Genomic DNA, 17,138 nt, shown 5'->3' with positions numbered 1-17,138 from the left:
GAAGCTGCGCAGGTCCAGCGTGACATCAGGCCGGGCGGGATTCATCCGGCGGCTCGAACAATCACGAAAGAAGGCCTGAGGTTCGGTTCGACAAGAGCCGAACCTCAGGAGCAGGAAAGGAATGCGGGCGGAATTGTTCCTTGCACCCCGCCGCCGGAACATCGGCCCCGGCAAACGATAGTAAACCCCATGATGCCGTTCACGGCCCCCGCCAACGCCCGACAGGAGAGCGAGCATGGCCAGCGCTGCCAGCAATAGTCCGCCAAGCCGACCATATGCCTCTCCCCGGGCCCGGGGCGTGTTGCCTGCCATCTACCCGCTGCATGTGATCCTTTCGGCCTATCCCATCGCCTGCTTCACCGGCGCCTTTCTGACCGACTGGGCCTATGTGGCCAGCACGCAGATGCAATGGGCCAATTTTTCGGCATGGCTGATCGTGGCCGGGCTGGTGATGGGCGTGCTGGCGGGGATCGCCGGGCTGATCGACTTTATCGCCAACCGGCGGGTGCGGCGCCCGCGTGCGGGGTGGCTGCATGGGTTGGGCAATGGGCTGGTGATGCTGCTGGCGCTGCTCAACGCCTTTGTGCACAGCCGCGATGCCTATACATCGGTGATGCCGCTGGGCATTTTTCTCTCCGCCGTGGTGGCCGTGCTGGTGCTGGTGACAAGCTGGCTCGGCACGCGCCAGACGATGCTCGCCCACTGGGTTGAGCTGGACGGGGAGGTGGCGCGATGAACCGCCTCTCGCCCCTGTTCCTTGCCCCGCTGCTGGCGCTGGCGGCCTGCGGGCAGAAGCCTGTCGATCCCGGCGCGCAGACCGGCCCCAACCCGCAATTGCCGGATCAGCAGCAATATCTGATGCCGCCGATGAAGGTGGGCAAGGTCACGCCATGGGGCAACACCATGCCCACGCCCGGCGCAGGCTTGCGCGTGGCCGCTCTGGCCAGCGGCTTCGAGCATCCGCGCTCGATCTACACGCTGCCCAATGGCGATGTGCTGGTGGTGGAAAGCAACGGTCCACCAGCCCCCGTCTTCCGGCCCAAGGAAATCATCATGGGCTGGGTGCAGGGCTCGGCGGGGGCCAAGGCGAAAAGCGCCAACCGCATCACCCTGCTGCGCGACGCCGATGGTGACGGCAAGCCCGAAGTGCGCAGCGTCTTTCTGGACAATCTGAACTCGCCCTTCGGCGTGGCGCTGGTGGGCAATGACCTCTATGTCGCCAACACCGATGCGATCGTCCGCTATCCTTACGTAACGGGCGACACGCGGATCACCGCGCCGGGGCAAAGACTGGTCGATCTGCCCGGCGGCCCGATCGATCACCACTGGACCAAGAGCCTTGTCGCCAGCCCGGATGGCAGCAAACTCTATGTCGGCGTCGGATCGAACAGCAACATCACCGAGAACGGTATCGGCGCGGAAATGGACCGCGCCGCCATCTGGGAGGTGGACCGCGCCACCGGCATGTGGCGGCTGTTCGCGCAGGGCCTGCGCAATCCCAACGGGTTGAATTTCGAACCGCAAAGCCACGCCCTCTGGACCGTGGTGAATGAACGTGACGAACTTGGCCCCGATCTGGTGCCTGACTATCTCACCTCGGTGCGGCCGGGCGGCTTCTATGGCTGGCCCTACAGCTATTACGGCAACCATGTGGACCCGCGCGTGCGGCCCCGGCGCCCCGATCTGGTGGCCCGCGCCATCGTGCCCGATTATGCGCTGGGCTCGCATGTCGCGCCCCTGGGGATGGTGTTTGCCAACAATGGCGGCGCTCTGCCCCAGCCATTGCGCAATGGCGCCTTCGTGGGCGAGCATGGCAGTTGGGACCGCGATCCCTTCAACGGCTACCGCGTGGTTTTCATCCCCTTCGCCAACGGGCGCCCCAGCGGCAAGCCGGTGGATGTGCTGACCGGCTTCCTCGCCGGGGACGGCACGGTGCATGGTCGCCCGGTCGGCGTGGCGATGGATGGACGCGGGGCGCTGCTGGTGGCCGATGATGTCGGCAACACTGTCTGGCGGGTGAGCGCCGCCGCGCCCTGACGCATTCAGGGCTCGATGGCTAGAACGCGGGCACCGGCTTCCAGCTGCAGGGCCCGGTCGCGGATCACCTGCGTGGCCGAGGAAGCCTGCATCGGCACATAGAGCGTGCCGCGCCGCGTGGCATAAAGGGCATCGCGCGAGGCTGCTTCGGCGGTACGAAACGCCAGCCAGCTGCGCTGGGCCTGCTGCAGCCTGACCCGCGCCTCTGTGGGCAGCGTCCGCATCAGCAGCGTGTAGGCGGCCTTGATCCGCCCATCGTAATCATGCTGCGCGGTGGCTTCGCAGGCGGTCTGGCCGCCGGTCGAGGCATGCTCGGCCAGGGCGAGGCAATGCTGCAAGGCAGCGGCGGTCCTGTCTGCCGCCTGAGCCGGGCGGGCCAGCAGGGTCAGAACTGCCACGGCCACCAAATGCCGACTCATGCGTTTCGCCACACATCCCTCCCCGGTTTGGCGCGAATTTGAGAACACAACGCCGCCTGCTCCCTTTTGCTCCTGAGAAGGTTCGACCATCCCCATGAAAACACCCATGATCATGCTTGTGGCGGGCCTGCTGAGTCTGGCCGCCGGGGTCTGGATGCAGCTTAGCGCGGGCGCTCCTGCGGCGGAACCCGCGCTGACTCAGCAATGCCAGACTGTCATGAAAGCACGCGGCGCGGATACGGCCATGATCGCGCAATGCGGCGAGAAAGCCTTCGCCACCACCGTCACCGCCACCGATGCCCAGGACGCGGCGCGGTCGATCAGTGCGGCCAACAACAGCGAGGTCGGCAGCTATGCCCTCTCGATGCTGCTGATCGGGCTGGGGGCGGCGCTTTCGATCTTCGGCGGCGTGCTTATGCGGAGATCGCGCGCCGCATGACCAAGCATAGGAACCGCTGAAGAGCGAAAAGCACGGCGGCCCTGACTTGTCGTCAGACAACACATCCGTTGCTCTACAATCGATCATTGCCAATTGAATTCATTTCTGCGAAATGACGGCTGTAAACGTTCAATCCCTAAACAGCTTCGGGAAGTGCATTCAATGATCGATGAGTCCTCTGCGATGAAGCCGGGAGCGGCTTACCCTTCTGCGCTGCATCCCGTTGTCGATCAGATCGGCGATCTGGCTGCCGCCGGTGAAAAGATGATCGAACGCCTGCGCCGCAAGGCTTTTCTGCCCGATAGTCGCAAGGCGCTCAACGTCCGTTTCGGCATTGCCGAGGCGGCGCAGCTGCTGGGTTGCTCCACCAACCGCATCCGCATGGCCGAAGACGATGGCCGCCTGCCCCCTGCCCCGGCGGGTGAGAATGGCCGCCGAATCGGCTATTCGGTGGAAGATATGCTCAAGATGCGCGATGTGCTGGGCGCCTCGCCCGCGCGCGCACCGCTGGACGTGCCCGCGATGATCGCGGTGCAGAACTTCAAGGGCGGCGTGGGCAAGTCCACCGTCACCACCCATCTGGCGCATTATTTCGCGGTGCAGGGCTATCGCGTGCTGGTCGTCGATTGCGACAGCCAGGCCACAACCACCACGCTGTTCGGCTTCAACCCGCATTTCAACATCACGCGGGAAGAGACGCTGTACCCCTATCTCTCGATCGATCCGACCCAGACCGATCTGCTTTATGCGGTGAAGCCGACGTCCTGGCCCAATGTCGATCTGATCCCGTCGAATCTGGAACTCTTCGATGTGGAGTATGAGCTCGCCGCCGCCGGTTCCGATGGGCAATCGGTGCTGGCCGCGCGTTTCCGCAAGCTGAAGCAGGGTCTGCTGGATCTGGCGCGCAACTATGATGTGGTGCTGCTTGATCCGCCGCCGGCGCTGGGCACGATCTCGCTGGCGGTGATGCAGGCGGCCAATGCGCTGCTGGTGCCGCTGGCGGCGACCACGCCGGACTTCTGCTCGACAGTGCAGTTCCTCTCGATGATGGATCAGGTGATCGGCCAGCTGGTGTCTGCCGGGATCACCGTGGATTACCAGTTCGTCCGCCTGCTCTGTTCCAAGTTTGACGGCAATGATCCCAGCCATGCGATGGTCCGCTCGATCATGGAGCAGGCTTTTGGGCCCGCTCTGCTGCCGGTGCCCATTCTGGAAAGCGCCGAGATCAGCCACGCGGCTTTGCGCATGATGACCGTCTATGAGCTGGAGAAGCCGATCGGCACCGCCAAGACCCACAAGCGCTGCAAGGCGAACCTCGATGAGTCGCTGGCCCAGATCGAGCAGCTGATCCGTCAGGGCTGGGGCCGCGTGGCCCCCGCGCGTGAGGAGGATGTGCTTCATGCCGCGGTCTGACGCTTCGGGGCCCGACGATTTCGGACCTGCTTGCCTACAGGCAGGCGTTTTCGATATGTTCTCAACCTCTTTTGTGAATCGGAGCTGATATGGCGCGCAAACAATCCGATTATCTTGCCGCCCTTTTGGCCGACGATGTCGAGGAAGAGAGCGTTCCCGAAGTGTCGGCAGCTGTCGCGCCGCAAGCTCCGGCGCCCGCCCCTGCCCCCGATCCGCGCATGCAGCGCGCGCGCGGCACCACGCTGCTGGGGCGGGAAAGCGCTCTGGCCCGGGTGGCCAGCGGCGAGGTGCGGCAGGTCACGCAATTGCTGCTCGATCCGGCCAAGGTGCGGGTGTGGGCTGGCAATGCGCGATCCTATGAGCATCTCTCCGAAGCCTCGTGCCAGGAGCTGATCGATTCCATCGTCGCCGAGGGCGGCCAGAAGGTGCCCGCCGTGGTGCGGCGCATCGAGGGCGATCCGGATTACGATTATGAGGTGATCGCGGGCACGCGGCGCCATTGGTCGATCAGCTGGCTGCGGGCGCACTCCTATCCGGAGATGATGTTCGTTGCGCAGGTGGCGCAGCTTGATGACGAAGCGGCCTTCCGCCTTGCCGATCTGGAGAACCGGGCGCGCAAGGATGTCTCCGATCTGGAGCGGGCGCGCAATTATGCCGCCGCGCTCAAATCGCATTACGGCAATCACCAGAGCCGCATGGCTGAGCGGCTGAAGCTCTCCAAGGGCTGGCTCTCGAAGATGCTCAAGGTGGCGAGCCTGCCCGATGCGGTGGTGGCGGCCTTCGCCTCGCCCGCCGAGGTGCAGTTGAAGCCGGCCTATCCGCTGGCGCAGGCAATGGATGATAAGCTGGCCGCTCCGGCGATCCTTCGCGCCGCCAAAGCCCTGGCGACCGAGCAGGCAAGCCGGGCGAAGACGGGCTCCCCTGCCCTGCCCGCCGCTGAGGTGCTGGCGCGGCTGCTGGCGGCGCCACGTGCGGATGAGGCGCCGGCAGCATCGATGTTCAGCTGGATCTCGGATCATGGGCGGACGGGCCTGTCGGTGGTCTCGGCCAATCGGCAGGGCGCGACAGTGCGCGTGCATGCCGGATCGGGCGCGCGCATCGAAGAGCTGGTCGATGCTTTTCGTGAGGCGCTGGTCGCGCTGGAAGAGCAGGGCAAGGGCGTGCGGCCTTAACGGCGGAACTGCCCCCAAGCTCTGTTTTGGGGCTTGCGGTCTAAACAATGCTGAAGGTCATCAGGACGGTGTTTCCCCGGGGAAACACCGTCCTTTGTTTTGCCCAAAGCGTATTTTCGCAAAGGCATGGCAGAATGGGCACCACGCCATGCTTGCAGATTCTCGCCAGATTTATCCGTTGGTTTGGATGGCTCTGCGCTTGAACGCTGCACCTTGTCCCTCGTGCTATTCGCCAGAGCACCCTCCCCTTTATTCCATATCGCTGCGGGAAGATTTGGCTTCGCTTGCGTGCCCTGTGCGTGCTCCACGTCCGGTGTGTTTCCCCGGGGAAACATATTCCGCCCGCACCCGTAAAGGCCGCTGCACGCCCCCTCTCCTCACCAGCAATACCCAAGGCGCCGCAGGCAGTTTTCTCGGCTTCAACGCTGCGACATCAGCTCTGCGGCCGAACCCGAGGCACAAGGCAGACATTCAAGGGAGCGCGAGGGTTATGACCCTCGCATCTTCTCTTCCTTCCTTCCCCCTTCATCCATCCTCCCAGCCCTTGTGAGACAGTCGAAGAAAGCTGACCGCGCTGAATCGCCATGTCCAAGCTCAACTGAGCAGATCTGACAGGTGGCTCCTTTACTGCGCTGAACTCGCCTGCGGCTCATTTAACTGCGCTGATCTGCCTTCCTGCTCGTTTCCCCGGGGAAACATCGGCCCAGCGGGTTTCTCCAAAACGGTTTTCGCGGCATCATGGTTGACGTCGCCGGATTCGCTGGCGGCGTTTGAAGGCTGCCAGATTCGCATTCGGCTGATCTGGCGGCATAGAATTCAGCCAAAGGCGTGACAGGCATAAAGCCCCGCGCCCGAGGCACGCTTGAGCGGGCTGAGCGCGACTGCCCCATGTTTAACTGCGTTGAACTCGCCTGCGGCTTGCCCAACCACGTTGAACGGACCTACGGCTGGTTTCCCCGGGGAAACAAACCAAAGGCAAAGCGCTCAACCCGCTCAGACTTCGCCAAGGACCGCCCGTGACTCGCGCCAGCAAACCGCCGACGACAGACCAGTTCGACCTGTTCCTGCCCTATATCGCCGACCTGGCGCTGCGCGACCAGCGCGAGATGATGGAGCGCCCCTTCTTCAGCCTGGCCAAGTCGAAGCGCTCCAACCCGATCGATTACACCAGCCCCGATGGCAAGCTGTGGGTCCATGTCTCGGCCAATGCCGACTATGGCATGGCCACGATCTGGGACGCGGACATTCTGATCTATTGCGCCAGCGTGCTGGCCGATATGGCGCGGCGCGGCGCCAATGATGTGCCGCGCAAGCTCAACATCATGCCCTATGACCTGCTGCGTGCCATCGGCCGCCCCACCACGGGCCGCGCCTATGAGCTGCTGGGCCAGGCGCTGGACAGGCTTGTGGCCACCACCATCAAGACCAACATCCGCGCCGAGAACCGCCGCGAGGCGACCTTCAGCTGGCTGGATGGCTGGACGCAGCTGGTCGATGAAAGGACCGAGCGTTCGCGCGGCATGACCATCGAGCTGTCGAACTGGTTCTGGGAAGGGGTGATGATGAAGGGCGGGGTGCTGTCGATCGACCGCGCCTATTTCGCCATCACCGGCGGGCGTGAGCGCTGGCTCTACAAGGTGGCGCGCAAGCATGCGGGCGGGGCAGGGGATGCGGGCTTCGCCATCTCCATGCCGGTGCTTTACGAGAAGTCTGGCGCGGAGGGGCAGTATCGCCGCTTCAAGTTCGAGATGCTCAAGCTGGCCGAGAAGAACGATCTGCCCGGCTATGCGCTGTCGGTCGAAACGAGCCGCGAGGGTGAGCCGATGCTGCGCATGCGCCGTGTCGATGGCAAGGATGGCGCGGACCGGATGAAGGATATCGATCCGGGTTCCAGCCAACAGGTCATCGAACAGATCGTGGAGCAGGGCGGGGCAGAGCAGCCCGCCGCCGTCGCGTCCGAGGCCAAGGCGCCGCGCCGCAAGAAGGAAGAGCCTGCCGAGCCGCTGATCGATGCCAAGGCGCTGGTGCGTCAGGCGGTCGCGGGCCTCTCGGATGCAGCCACGCGCGGCTTCATGACCGATGAGACCATGGATTACCTGCGCCGGACCTGCCCGGGCTGGGACCTCTATACGCTGCACGCCGAGTTCGAGAGCTACATCGCCGCCGATGCAACGCGGTCGCCCGTCAACTGGCAGAAGGCCTTCATCGGTTGGGTGAAGCAGTATCACGAGAAGCACAAGCATCAGCTGCGCTGAGCGGAGCGCCCTCTGGCGGGGAGGGCGTTCCCGAAGTGTCGGGCCGGATTGGGGGCCTTGTGAAAAATCCCGCACCGGCCCGGAAATTTGTTAGGCCCCGTTCAGCCTTCTCCACCCGCTCTCCGAAAGTTTGAAGCTTGTTCGTGACGATGCGATGCAAACTGATTCAACTCGCGCCGTTTCATCGCCCTTCAATCGGGTGCTTCGACACTCCGGGAACGGGCAAAACGTGACCTTCGATCCTTTGGGAACGGGCGTTCGATCTTTCGGGAACAGGGCTTCGATCCTTCAGGAACACTCTTTCGACACATCAGGAACCGGGTTTGCAGCGACTCACGCAGGAATCCGCGAGTCACGGGCATTGCCGGGGCGCTTAACTTCTTTAACTTCAGATTTAACCCATCTAACCCCGCTGATGGTTTCATTTGGGAATGGATGAAGGGGATAAGGGGCCGATGCCGCAAACCCCTGTTTCAGGCACAAAGCGAAGCGGATCAGGCCAGATCGCGCCTTCAGGCCGGCATCCTGCTTTGACAACCACCGGACAGTTATAGAGCAGCGCCAACGCCATAGCTTGACTGTAAGCCTCGATTGCAGGTTGAAAGGCGAGATGGAGGCGCAAGGCCGGTTCAGCGCCAGCTGGATAGCCTGCTTCCACAGCCAGACCGAAGAGGCCGACGCTCAGGCATCCGAAATCGACAAGCTGACTTTTAACGCCGATGGGCCCGGCCAATCAGGCGCGAGATCCGGACCAGCGTTCCCGAGCAACATATCCCGGAGACGAAGCACAAAGCCCCGGGGGTCAGGCAGCTCAAAGGATCGCCAATCATCCCACGACGGCCCAGCAGGCGATCACGGGCGGCTCTAACATAGGCATCTGCCTCGTTGAGCATGTCTGTGGGCATTCTGCTGAGATCACTCGCAGCCAAATTTCGGCATAGCTATGAAAGAGCAACGCCACCGCAGATACACGCTGCTGCTCACCCCCGCATCTGGCACCAGCAAGCCTTTCACGCATCACCCAACGTTCACCTTTCGAAATTTGACCAAATCTTGACAAAAAAGCGCAAGACAGCGCAGGATAGTCTGAATTTTAAAAGGCAGAATCGTGTCCGCAGAGTTAGGCATAGAAGGTACGCAGGATCTGGTTTCGGTCGCCACGCTGGCGGCGCGCACCTCATCCGTGCTGGAAAGGCTGCGCGATTCGGCCCGCAGCGCCCGTGCTGGCGACCGCCGTGAGCCCACCTTCACCATCGGCAAGGCCGCCGAACTGGTGGGGCGCACCCCGGCCGCGATTCGCGATGCCGAGAAGGATGGCCGCCTGCCCGAACCCGTGCGCGGCGCGAACAACCGGCGTGAGCGTTACACGCTGGCCCAGATCAACGCCATGCGTGCCGTCTTTGGCACCAAACCCCATCGCAGCCCGGAAGACCCGTGCTGCGTGGTCGCGGTGCAGAACTTCAAGGGCGGGGTGGGCAAGTCCACCCTCTCGGTCCATCTGGCGCAATATCTGGCGATCAAGGGCTATCGCGTTGCCCTGATCGATTGCGACAGCCAGGCCTCGGCCACCACGCTCTTCGGCTATGTCCCGGATCTCGATCTCAGCGAAGAGGATACGCTCTACCCCTTCCTGCGTGAGGAGGAGCGCTCCTCGCTCGGCTATGCTTTGCGCAAGACGCATTTCGATGGCCTCGAACTGATCCCGGCGAACCTGCGCCTGTTCCAGTCCGAATATGAGCTGGCTGCGCGCATGGCGCGTGGGGGAGGGGGGCTGCTCAACCGCATCAAGCAGGGGATCGACAGCATCGCGGATCGCTTCGATGTGATCGTGATGGACCCGCCGCCCGCGCTGGGCGCCATCTCGCTTTCAGTGCTGCGCGCGGCCAATGCGCTGATCGTGCCGGTGCCGCCCACGGTGATGGACTTCTCCTCCACGGCGGCCTTCCTCGCCATGCTGGATGAAACCATCGAGCAATTGGCGGAACTCGATATGGCGCCTGAGCTGCAATTCCTGCGCTTCGTGGGATCGAAGGTGGATGAGACCAAGTCGATGCAGAAGGAGCTGCTCAATCTGATGCGCACGCTCTTTGGCCATGCCATGGTGCGCACGCCGCTGAAAGATTCCGCCGAGATCGACAATGCCACCGCACGGCTGATGACCGTCTATGAGCTGGACGGCCCGGCCACCAGCTCTGCGGTGCGCAACCGGTGCCTCGCCTATCTCGAAGGCGTGAACCAGGAGATCGAGGTGGACATCCGCTCGATGTGGCCGAGCCATCGCGCCCGGTTGCGTCAGGAAGCGCTGGCGTGATGGCTGACAATTGCACGCGTGCAATTTGCAAAAACAGGGGCTTGAGATGAGCCGGAAGAACAGTGGATTTGCCGCCGATCTGACCGCAGGCATCGACCTGAATGCTGATGCCGCACCCCGTCGCAGCGGCATGGCGTCTAATGTGCTGACCGGGCGCAGCAACCGCATTGCCGAGCTGGCTTCGGGCGCGGTGGTGACGCGCACGCATGAGCTGGTCGATCCGGCGCGCTGCCGCATGTGGGAAGGGCACAACCGCGATTATGCGCTGCTCGACCATCAGCGCTGCGAGGATCTGATCGAGAGCATCAAGGCGCAGGGCCGTCAGGAAATCCCCGCTATCGTGCGCCGCGTTTCGGGCGATCCCCAATTCGACTTCGAGGTGATCTGCGGTGCGCGTCGCCACTGGTCGGTCAGCTGGCTGCGGGCGCACAACTATCCTGATTTCAAATTCCTCGTCGATGTGCGCGAGATGGGCGATGAGGAAGCCTTCCGCATCGCCGATATCGAAAACCGCGCGCGCGATGACCTCAGCGATTTCGAACGCGCCCGTGATTATCTGCGCGCGCTGCATGCCTATTACGATGGCCGCCAGAAGACCATGGCCGAGCGTATCAAGGTCAGCGAAAGCTGGCTGACGCGCTACCTCGATCTGGCCCGTCTGCCCGCCGAAGTGATGGTGGCCTTTCGCGAGCCGCAGGCGCTGACCATTCGCAATGTGATCGCGCTCAAGCCGTTTCTGAAAGCCGAGGACACGCGGGCGCTGATCTTTCAGGAAGCAGCCTCGCTGGCGCAAGCGCAGTTGGTGGCGGGGCAGCCGATGCCCGTGCTGGAGATCATCCGCGCGCTGACGGCAGCGGCCACGCCGCCGAGGAAGGTGGCCCCACGCAAGACGTCCGGCGCGGAAACGGTGACCGGCGAGTCCGGCAAGCCGATCCTGCGTATCGAGGGCGCGGACCGCAAAGGCCTTCGCCTGACCTTGCTTCACAAGGGTGGGGCGACACGGGAAGAAGCAGAGGCCGCGATCAGGCAGATTCTGGATCAGCACTGGTCTTGATCAGCGCGGCTGCGATCTGCCCTCGGGTTTGGGGCGCGTAAGCCGCTAAAAGCGCCTCTGCGATGGCCAACGCCGACTCTGGTCACGAAATTTGCCCTCAGAGCCCCGTACAGCGATTTTCTGGCCCGGATGTACTTTGTATCGCGATGTACCCCTTTTCGCGCTGTAAGGGCTGTTTCCGGGAAGGAAATTTTCGCGGTTTTTGCGCCTGACGACCTGCCACCACGCCTCTGCTGGCTCAGGCGGTGATCACATAACGCCGGAACGCATTGCCGTGAGTGACGTCGCGCAGGAGGTTCGCCGCGCAGGCTTCAGCGACAAGCCGCGTGGTCGCCTGCCGGGACAGGCCCAAGGCCTCGGCGGCGCGCGCCACGGTGAGGGCAGGGCCGGCTCCGGCAAGCAGGGCAAGGGGACGAAGATGCGATGATTTGCGACGGCTCGCGCATGTAGCCTCAAGTTTCGCAAGCCACAGCCGCAGCCGCTGATCGAGCCCGACCACCGCCATGGCGCCGGCGGCAATCCCGCTCAGCCAGGCGAGGCGGCACCGTTCGTCCCGCGCGCGTAGCGAGAGTTCGTCGAGATCGTCCTGCGTCGCGCCCGTCAGCAGCGAACGCCATGGGGTATGATTCTGGTAAAGGCCCATAGCGGCGAGCCCACCGGCGGAGAGCCGATCGCCGCAATTTGCAAAGCCGTCGCCTAGCATCGCGCCGATCACGATGTTGCCATGGGCCAGCGGGCTGGAGCGGGCGAAGCTGGCCGCGATATCCGCGCTGGCGATCAGCCGGGGCAGGGCCGAAAGCCGCGCCACACCGCGCGCCCAGCCATCGAGGCGGCTGTCAGCGATGTCCGGCGCGGGGGGAGGGGACCACGCCTCCTCCTCGGGGTGATCCGCTTCCAGCCATGTCCGGACCGTGGCTGCTGTCGGCATGGCATGCCAGCTATCGGGGCGATCAAAGGCCTGAACAAAGGCAAAGGGCCAGTGCCGCCAGGCCCGGGGGGACGAACCATAATTGATGGCCAGCTGATCTGGGATGAAACTTTCGCCTTCAAGCCAGGCCAGCGCTTCCATTTCACGGGCGCGAATATGGGCCATCAGGAGGGAGGGTTCAGGGAAAAGAGCGAATCGCTCACGGGCGCGCGCCAAACCTTCGCAGGCGCTGCCAAAACCCTCCACAAGCTCGTGAGAGAATCGGAGTTCCATGCCATAATATCAGGTAATTATGCCATGAGTGTCAATCTAAATGCGGCTTAAGGTGCGTGTGACGAAGGCACCCTGCAAGGCCCATATCTGCGCCTCAAACGGCGAAACGGAGGGCAGCCCGCAAGACCGCCCTCCGCCCTGTTACATCAAGCCGCGCGCGACACCAACCCATGCGGATCGAGCACGAATTTCTGAGCCGCGCCATGATCGAAGGTCTCGTAACCCTGAGGCGCCTCCTCCAGCGAAATGACCTTGGCGTTGACGATATCGGCAATCGGCAGCCGCCCATGCAGGATCGCCATCAGCAACTGGCGGTTGTATTTGAGAACCGGCGTCTGCCCCGTGTGGAACGACTGCGCCTTCGCCCAGCCAAGGCCGAAACGCAGCGACAGGCTGCCCTGTTTGGCGGCACTGTCCACCGCGCCGGGATCTTCGGTGACATAGAGGCCCGGAATGCCGATCGACCCGGCGGCCCGCGTGATCTCCATCATCTGGTTGAGCACGATGGCCGGTTGCTCGCCGCCGGTGTGGCCGCGCGCCTCAAAGCCCACGGCGTCGATGGCCGCATCCACCTCATTGCTGCCGGTGATCTGGGCGATCAGATCGCCGAGACGGTCGCTCTGCGACAGGTCGACAGCCTCGAAGCCGACCTTGGCGGCATGCTGCAGGCGTTCCTTGTTGAAATCACCGACCATCACCACAGCCGCGCCCAGAATGCGCGCCGAGGCCGCCGCCGCCAGACCGACGGGCCCGGCGCCCGCCACATAGACGATCGAGCCGACCCCGACCCCGGCCATCATGGCGCCATGGAAGCCGGTGGGCAGAATGTCGGAGAGCATGGTGATGTCGCGGATGCGCTCCATCGCCAGATCGCGGTTGGCGATCTTCAGCAGGTTGAAATCGGCATAGGGTACCATGACGTAGCGCGCCTGACCGCCGATCCAGCCCCCCATATCGACATAACCGTAAGCCCCGCCCGCGCGGGAGGGATTGACGGTAAGGCACACGCCGGTGTCCTGCGATTTGCAGGTGCGGCACCGTCCGCAGGCCACGTTGAAGGGCACCGAGACGATGTCGCCGATCTCCAGCATTTCGACATCGCTGCCCTTTTCGATCACTTCGCCGGTGATCTCATGGCCGAGCACAAGGCCGGCGGGGGCTGTGGTGCGTCCGCGCACCATATGCTGGTCCGATCCGCAAATGTTGGTGGTGATGACCTTCAGGATCACCCCATGTTCGATCTTGCGACCGTCAGGCGCATGAAGCTTCGGATCCGCGATGGACTGGACTTCGACCTTGCCGGGCCCAAGATAGACGACACCTTTGTTGTCACTCATCTTATCATCCTCTCTTCTGGTTTTTCAGGCTTCGAGCGGCACCGCATTGATGATGTGCGCCTGCGTGTATTCCATCAGCCCGGCCAGCCCGTGCTCCGTGCCCAGACCCGACTGTTTGGAACCGCGAAACGGAATGTTGGGATCGATCGCCAGATGCTGGTTGACCCACACCGTTCCGGCATCGATGCGCCGTGCAACCTCCATCGCGCGTGACTGATCCGCGCCCCAGACGGTGCCGCCCAGACCATAGGGCGAGTCATTGGCGCGGGCGATCACATCGTCGATATCGTCATATCTGAGCACCGGCAGCACCGGGCCAAACTGCTCCTCACGCACCAGCGGGGCATCTTCATCCAGATCGGCGATCACCGTGGGCGGGATGAAGAAGCCTTTGCGATCAGGCAGATCGCCACCCGCGATCACGGTGCCGCGGGATTTGGCATCCTCGATCAGGCTGCGCACCTTGTCATATTGCGCGCGGTTCTGCACCGGGCCGATGGTGGCGCCTTGCTTGGCGCCATCGTCCAGCACGGCTTGCCCGGCCAGCGTGGCGATTTCCTCGCAGAACTCGGCATAGATGGCGCTGGGGACATAGGCGCGCTTGATGGCAACGCAGATCTGCCCGGCATTGGCCATGGCCCCGGCATAGACCTTTTGCGCCGCAATCCGCGCGGGCACATCATCGAGGACAATGGCGGCATCATTGCCGCCCAGCTCCAGCGTCACGCGTTTCACGCTGCCGGCTGCCGAGGCCATGACCTTCTTGCCGGTGGCCGTCGAGCCGGTGAAGGCGACCTTGGCGATGTCCGGATGGCCGGTGATCAGCGGGCCGAGTTCATTCTGGTCGCAGACCACGTTGAACACGCCGGGGGGCAGGATGCTGGCCGCCACTTCGCCCAGCAGCAGCGTGGTAAGCGGCGTGGTGGGGGCGGGCTTGGCCACCATGGTGTTGCCCATCACCAGGCAGGGGCCCAGCTTGTTGGCCAGCAGGATGATCGGGAAGTTCCAGGGCGTGATCGCGGCGCAGACGCCCAGCGGCGTGCGGTGTTCGATCACGAGATTGCCCTTGTCGTCCCGCAAGGTCTGTTCGGGCAGGCGCATCGCGGCAAAGGCGCGCAAAGTGTAGATGCTGCCGCCGATTTCATAGCTGGCCTGATCAAGCGGCTTGCCCTGCTCGGCGGTGAGCAGGCGGGCGAAATCCTCGATCCGCGCTTCCATCGCATCGGCCAGACGGCTGAGATAGGTCGCGCGTTCCTCGACCGACAGGGCCGACCATGCGGGCAGCGCGGCTTTGGCCGCGGCGACAGCCCGGTTCAGAATCGCCGCATCGGCGCGGGGGGCCCGGGCGAAGGCTTCTTCTGTGGCCGGGTTGATGACGTCGAAGCTGTTCACGCCGTCGATCAACTCACCATCGACCAGCAGTTTGAAGTCGTTTTTCACGAATCCTCTCCTTGATTGGCCTCGACACATCCGGGGGCGTTTCGCTCTTGTCGGCGGAGTCGAGGCAGGCCTTGCATCGCCATGCGCAGATTTGTACGCTTGGGATACAAAAATAACAAGAGTTCAGCCAGCAGATGAAAAGCCAAAATATGGATGAGGGCAAGGAGCTTTCCGGGCAGATCGGGTTCCAGATCCTGATGCTGCAATCGGAGGCCTACGAATCGGCGCGTCTGGCGCTGGATCATCTGGACATCACCCCCGCCCGCGCCTCGGCGCTGCTGCTGGTGCGCGCCAATCCCGGTTGTACCCAGACAGCGCTGGGTGAGGCGCTGCATGTCAACCGCTCAAGCGCCATGAAAATCGTGGATATTTTGCAGACGCGCGGGGTGGTTCATCGCGCGCCCAGCAGCGATCCGCGCGCCCATGCGCTGGAGCTGACCGAGGCAGGCGCGGCTTTGGCCGAGGAGGTGGATGCCGTGCTGGCGCGGCATGAGCGCCGGTTCTTCGGTGCCCTCAGTGAGGCCGAACGCGCGATGCTGCTCTCTCTGCTGCTGCGTTTGCGCCGCAAGAAAAGGGCGGGGTGAGCCCTATCGGTTCTCGCGAAAAATCATATGTGCCGAATACAAAATTCCGCCCCGCAGCTGACCATAATGGAGGCCGCGATGCTGATCGTTCAAGCTGTTGCTCTGCTTCATAGCATAAAATAACAGTCGTTATGGTCAAGGGCGGCCCAGCCTTAGCCGGGCTGTTCCGGGGCCAGTCGGCTCAGACATGCGACGATCGCCACCATGGCCACAAAGGCGCCCCCCAGGACCGAGGTCAGCGGCATCAGCGACGTGGGCGGCCAGAGCGAAACCGCCGCGCTGGCCAGCGCCGTCACCGCCAGCTGGATCGTTCCGAGCAGTCCGGCCGCCGCGCCGATGCCGGTGCCCACCGAATCCAGCGCGCTGGTGGCCGCCGGGGTCAGAATCAGCCCCGCGATCACGAACAGCAGGCCGGAAAAGATCTGAAACAGCACCAGCGGCACCGTGCCATGTCCGGCCAGGGCAACCAGCGCCGTGGCGGCCAGGGCCAGGCTCGCCGCTGTACCGGCCAGGCGGGTCGCGCCGAAGCGCTGAAGCAAGCGGGGCGCGGCTTGCGTGGCGATGATCGACATCGCCGCATTCAGCGCCAGCAGCAGGCTGAACCACATGGGCTGGAGCCGGTAGAGCCCGGCATAGATGAAGGGCGCCGCCGTCACGAAAGCGAAGGGGATCGTCGTGCCAAGGCCCGCTACGATGGACCAGCCCAGAAAGCGCGGCGTCCGCAGCAGGCGGCCATAGGCCTGAGGCAGGGCGTGCCAGTTGGCGGCGCGCCGCTCGGGCGGCAGGGTTTCGGGCAGGAACAGGGTGACGCAGAGCGCCGCAATCCCGCCCGCCGCCGCCAGCAGCACGAAAAGCCCGTGCCATGACACGAGGCGCAGCAGGCTGCTCCCCAGCAAGGGGGCCAGCATCGGCGAGATGCCGATGATCAGAAAGGTGAAGGCCATCAGGCGCGCGGCGTGATGCCCGCGATGCAGATCGCGGATGATCGCCCGCGCGCTGGAGGTGCCGGCACAAGCCCCCATGCCTTGCAGAAAGCGCAGCAGCACCAGCTGCTCCAGCGTGGCGGCAAAGGCGCAGGCCAGCGAGGCGGCGATGAACAGGCACAGCCCGCCCAGCAAGGGCCGTCGCCGCCCGAATCTGTCGGCCAGCGAGCCGATCGGGATCTGCGCCGCGGCAAGGCCAAGGAAGAAGGCGGAGAGCGTGCGCTGCACCCCGGCATCGCTGGCAGAGAGCGCGCCGGCCATCTCGGGCATGGCCGGAAGATAGAGATCGATGGCGCAGGGCCCCAGCGCCGACAGGAAGCCGAGCGCGATGCCGAAGCCCAGCCTTGGGGCTTGCTCGGCGGTTGGAGTGGGGGTGGAGGAGGCGCTCATGCGCTTGCGCCATGGAGCGGGGCGACCGGGCTTCGATCCAGAATCATCATAACGAATGTTATTAATAGTGGGACCTCGATGCAAGCGCCTTTGCGCTGGTGCC

The 17,138-nt window shown here is 63.9% G+C and carries 15 protein-coding genes; 9 read left to right on the top strand and 6 right to left on the bottom strand.

Going from position 1 to position 17,138, the window contains the following annotated elements:
* Positions 1-298: 298 nt before the first annotated feature.
* Complete coding sequence (locus HGK27_RS23615) at positions 299-736, top strand: DUF2231 domain-containing protein (protein ID WP_241127804.1); 438 nt, start codon at positions 299-301, stop codon at positions 734-736.
* Positions 733-2,037 carry a PQQ-dependent sugar dehydrogenase gene (locus HGK27_RS23610; protein WP_206245324.1) on the top strand — a complete coding sequence of 435 codons (1,305 nt, stop codon included), beginning with the start codon at positions 733-735 and terminating at the stop codon, positions 2,035-2,037. The genes HGK27_RS23615 and HGK27_RS23610 overlap by 4 nt, the downstream gene beginning before the upstream one ends.
* Before the next feature lie 5 nt (positions 2,038-2,042).
* Here HGK27_RS23610 and HGK27_RS23605 read toward each other — a convergent pair whose 3' ends face one another.
* A complete protein-coding gene (locus tag HGK27_RS23605) occupies positions 2,043-2,456 on the bottom strand; it encodes a lysozyme inhibitor LprI family protein (protein ID WP_206245323.1) in 414 nt (137 codons plus the stop codon).
* Positions 2,457-2,562: 106 nt separating this feature from the next.
* Between HGK27_RS23605 and HGK27_RS23600 the strand changes: the two genes are divergently transcribed.
* The 4 genes from HGK27_RS23600 (at position 2,563) to HGK27_RS23585 (ending at position 7,735) form a co-directional block, all read left to right on the top strand.
* Positions 2,563-2,895, top strand: coding sequence for a hypothetical protein (locus HGK27_RS23600; protein WP_241127802.1), 333 nt, complete (start codon positions 2,563-2,565; stop codon positions 2,893-2,895).
* 183 nt (positions 2,896-3,078) lie between these two features.
* Positions 3,079-4,308 (top strand): AAA family ATPase, encoded by a 1,230-nt coding sequence (locus HGK27_RS23595; RefSeq protein ID WP_206245518.1) that lies wholly within the window; start codon positions 3,079-3,081, stop codon positions 4,306-4,308.
* 89 nt (positions 4,309-4,397) lie between these two features.
* Positions 4,398-5,480, top strand: a complete 1,083-nt coding sequence (locus tag HGK27_RS23590) for a ParB/RepB/Spo0J family partition protein (protein WP_206245321.1) — start codon at positions 4,398-4,400, stop codon at positions 5,478-5,480.
* A 1,016-nt stretch (positions 5,481-6,496) separates the two neighbouring features.
* Complete coding sequence (locus tag HGK27_RS23585; RefSeq protein ID WP_206245320.1) at positions 6,497-7,735, top strand: replication initiator protein A; 1,239 nt, start codon at positions 6,497-6,499, stop codon at positions 7,733-7,735.
* Between the two features lie 421 nt (positions 7,736-8,156).
* Here the strand turns inward: HGK27_RS23585 and HGK27_RS23580 are convergent, their stop codons facing one another.
* A complete protein-coding gene (locus HGK27_RS23580; protein ID WP_206245319.1) occupies positions 8,157-8,468 on the bottom strand; it encodes a hypothetical protein in 312 nt (103 codons plus the stop codon).
* Between the two features lie 375 nt (positions 8,469-8,843).
* On the opposite strand from HGK27_RS23580, the gene HGK27_RS23575 reads away from it, so the two are divergent.
* A complete protein-coding gene (locus HGK27_RS23575; protein ID WP_206245318.1) occupies positions 8,844-10,046 on the top strand; it encodes an AAA family ATPase in 1,203 nt (400 codons plus the stop codon).
* Positions 10,047-10,092: 46 nt separating this feature from the next.
* The gene (locus HGK27_RS23570; RefSeq protein WP_206245317.1) at positions 10,093-11,100 is read left to right on the top strand and encodes a ParB/RepB/Spo0J family partition protein; all 1,008 of its coding nucleotides are present in this window, start codon (positions 10,093-10,095) and stop codon (positions 11,098-11,100) included.
* Between the two features lie 238 nt (positions 11,101-11,338).
* On the opposite strand, the gene HGK27_RS23565 is transcribed toward HGK27_RS23570, so the two are convergent.
* The 3 genes from HGK27_RS23565 to HGK27_RS23555 form a co-directional block, all read right to left on the bottom strand.
* On the bottom strand, positions 11,339-12,193 hold the full coding sequence (locus tag HGK27_RS23565; RefSeq protein ID WP_206245316.1) for a MarR family transcriptional regulator: 855 nt from the start codon (positions 12,191-12,193) through the stop codon (positions 11,339-11,341).
* A 254-nt stretch (positions 12,194-12,447) separates the two neighbouring features.
* On the bottom strand, positions 12,448-13,638 hold the full coding sequence (gene fdhA, locus HGK27_RS23560; RefSeq protein ID WP_206245315.1) for a formaldehyde dehydrogenase, glutathione-independent: 1,191 nt from the start codon (positions 13,636-13,638) through the stop codon (positions 12,448-12,450).
* Between the two features lie 24 nt (positions 13,639-13,662).
* The gene (locus tag HGK27_RS23555; RefSeq protein WP_206245314.1) at positions 13,663-15,078 is read right to left on the bottom strand and encodes an aldehyde dehydrogenase family protein; all 1,416 of its coding nucleotides are present in this window, start codon (positions 15,076-15,078) and stop codon (positions 13,663-13,665) included.
* Positions 15,079-15,212: 134 nt separating this feature from the next.
* Here HGK27_RS23555 and HGK27_RS23550 point away from each other — a divergent pair, with 134 nt between their 5' ends.
* On the top strand, positions 15,213-15,662 hold the full coding sequence (locus HGK27_RS23550; protein WP_206245313.1) for a MarR family winged helix-turn-helix transcriptional regulator: 450 nt from the start codon (positions 15,213-15,215) through the stop codon (positions 15,660-15,662).
* Between the two features lie 152 nt (positions 15,663-15,814).
* On the opposite strand, the gene HGK27_RS23545 is transcribed toward HGK27_RS23550, so the two are convergent.
* Complete coding sequence (locus HGK27_RS23545) at positions 15,815-17,035, bottom strand: multidrug effflux MFS transporter (RefSeq protein ID WP_206245312.1); 1,221 nt, start codon at positions 17,033-17,035, stop codon at positions 15,815-15,817.
* Between the last annotated feature and the right edge of the window lie 103 nt (positions 17,036-17,138).

Source organism: Novosphingobium terrae, from assembly GCF_017163935.1.
Taxonomy (GTDB): domain Bacteria; phylum Pseudomonadota; class Alphaproteobacteria; order Sphingomonadales; family Sphingomonadaceae; genus Novosphingobium; species Novosphingobium terrae.
Note: the sequence above shows the minus strand (reverse complement) of the source record. Positions and strands in the feature narration are given on the sequence as shown.

Bases quoted from the DNA above. Each gene is read 5' to 3' on its own strand.
- HGK27_RS23565 (WP_206245316.1), bottom strand. From the start codon at position 12,193: ATGGCCCATATTCGCGCCCGTGAAATGGAAGCGCTGGCCTGGCTTGAA.
- fdhA (WP_206245315.1), bottom strand. From the start codon at position 13,638: ATGAGTGACAACAAAGGTGTCGTCTATCTTGGGCCCGGCAAGGTCGAA.
- HGK27_RS23570 (WP_206245317.1), top strand. From the start codon at position 10,093: ATGAGCCGGAAGAACAGTGGATTTGCCGCCGATCTGACCGCAGGCATC.
- HGK27_RS23590 (WP_206245321.1), top strand. From the start codon at position 4,398: ATGGCGCGCAAACAATCCGATTATCTTGCCGCCCTTTTGGCCGACGAT.
- HGK27_RS23545 (WP_206245312.1), bottom strand. From the start codon at position 17,035: ATGAGCGCCTCCTCCACCCCCACTCCAACCGCCGAGCAAGCCCCAAGG.
- HGK27_RS23595 (WP_206245518.1), top strand. From the start codon at position 3,079: ATGAAGCCGGGAGCGGCTTACCCTTCTGCGCTGCATCCCGTTGTCGAT.
- HGK27_RS23550 (WP_206245313.1), top strand. From the start codon at position 15,213: ATGAAAAGCCAAAATATGGATGAGGGCAAGGAGCTTTCCGGGCAGATC.
- HGK27_RS23605 (WP_206245323.1), bottom strand. From the start codon at position 2,456: ATGAGTCGGCATTTGGTGGCCGTGGCAGTTCTGACCCTGCTGGCCCGC.
- HGK27_RS23610 (WP_206245324.1), top strand. From the start codon at position 733: ATGAACCGCCTCTCGCCCCTGTTCCTTGCCCCGCTGCTGGCGCTGGCG.
- HGK27_RS23600 (WP_241127802.1), top strand. From the start codon at position 2,563: ATGATCATGCTTGTGGCGGGCCTGCTGAGTCTGGCCGCCGGGGTCTGG.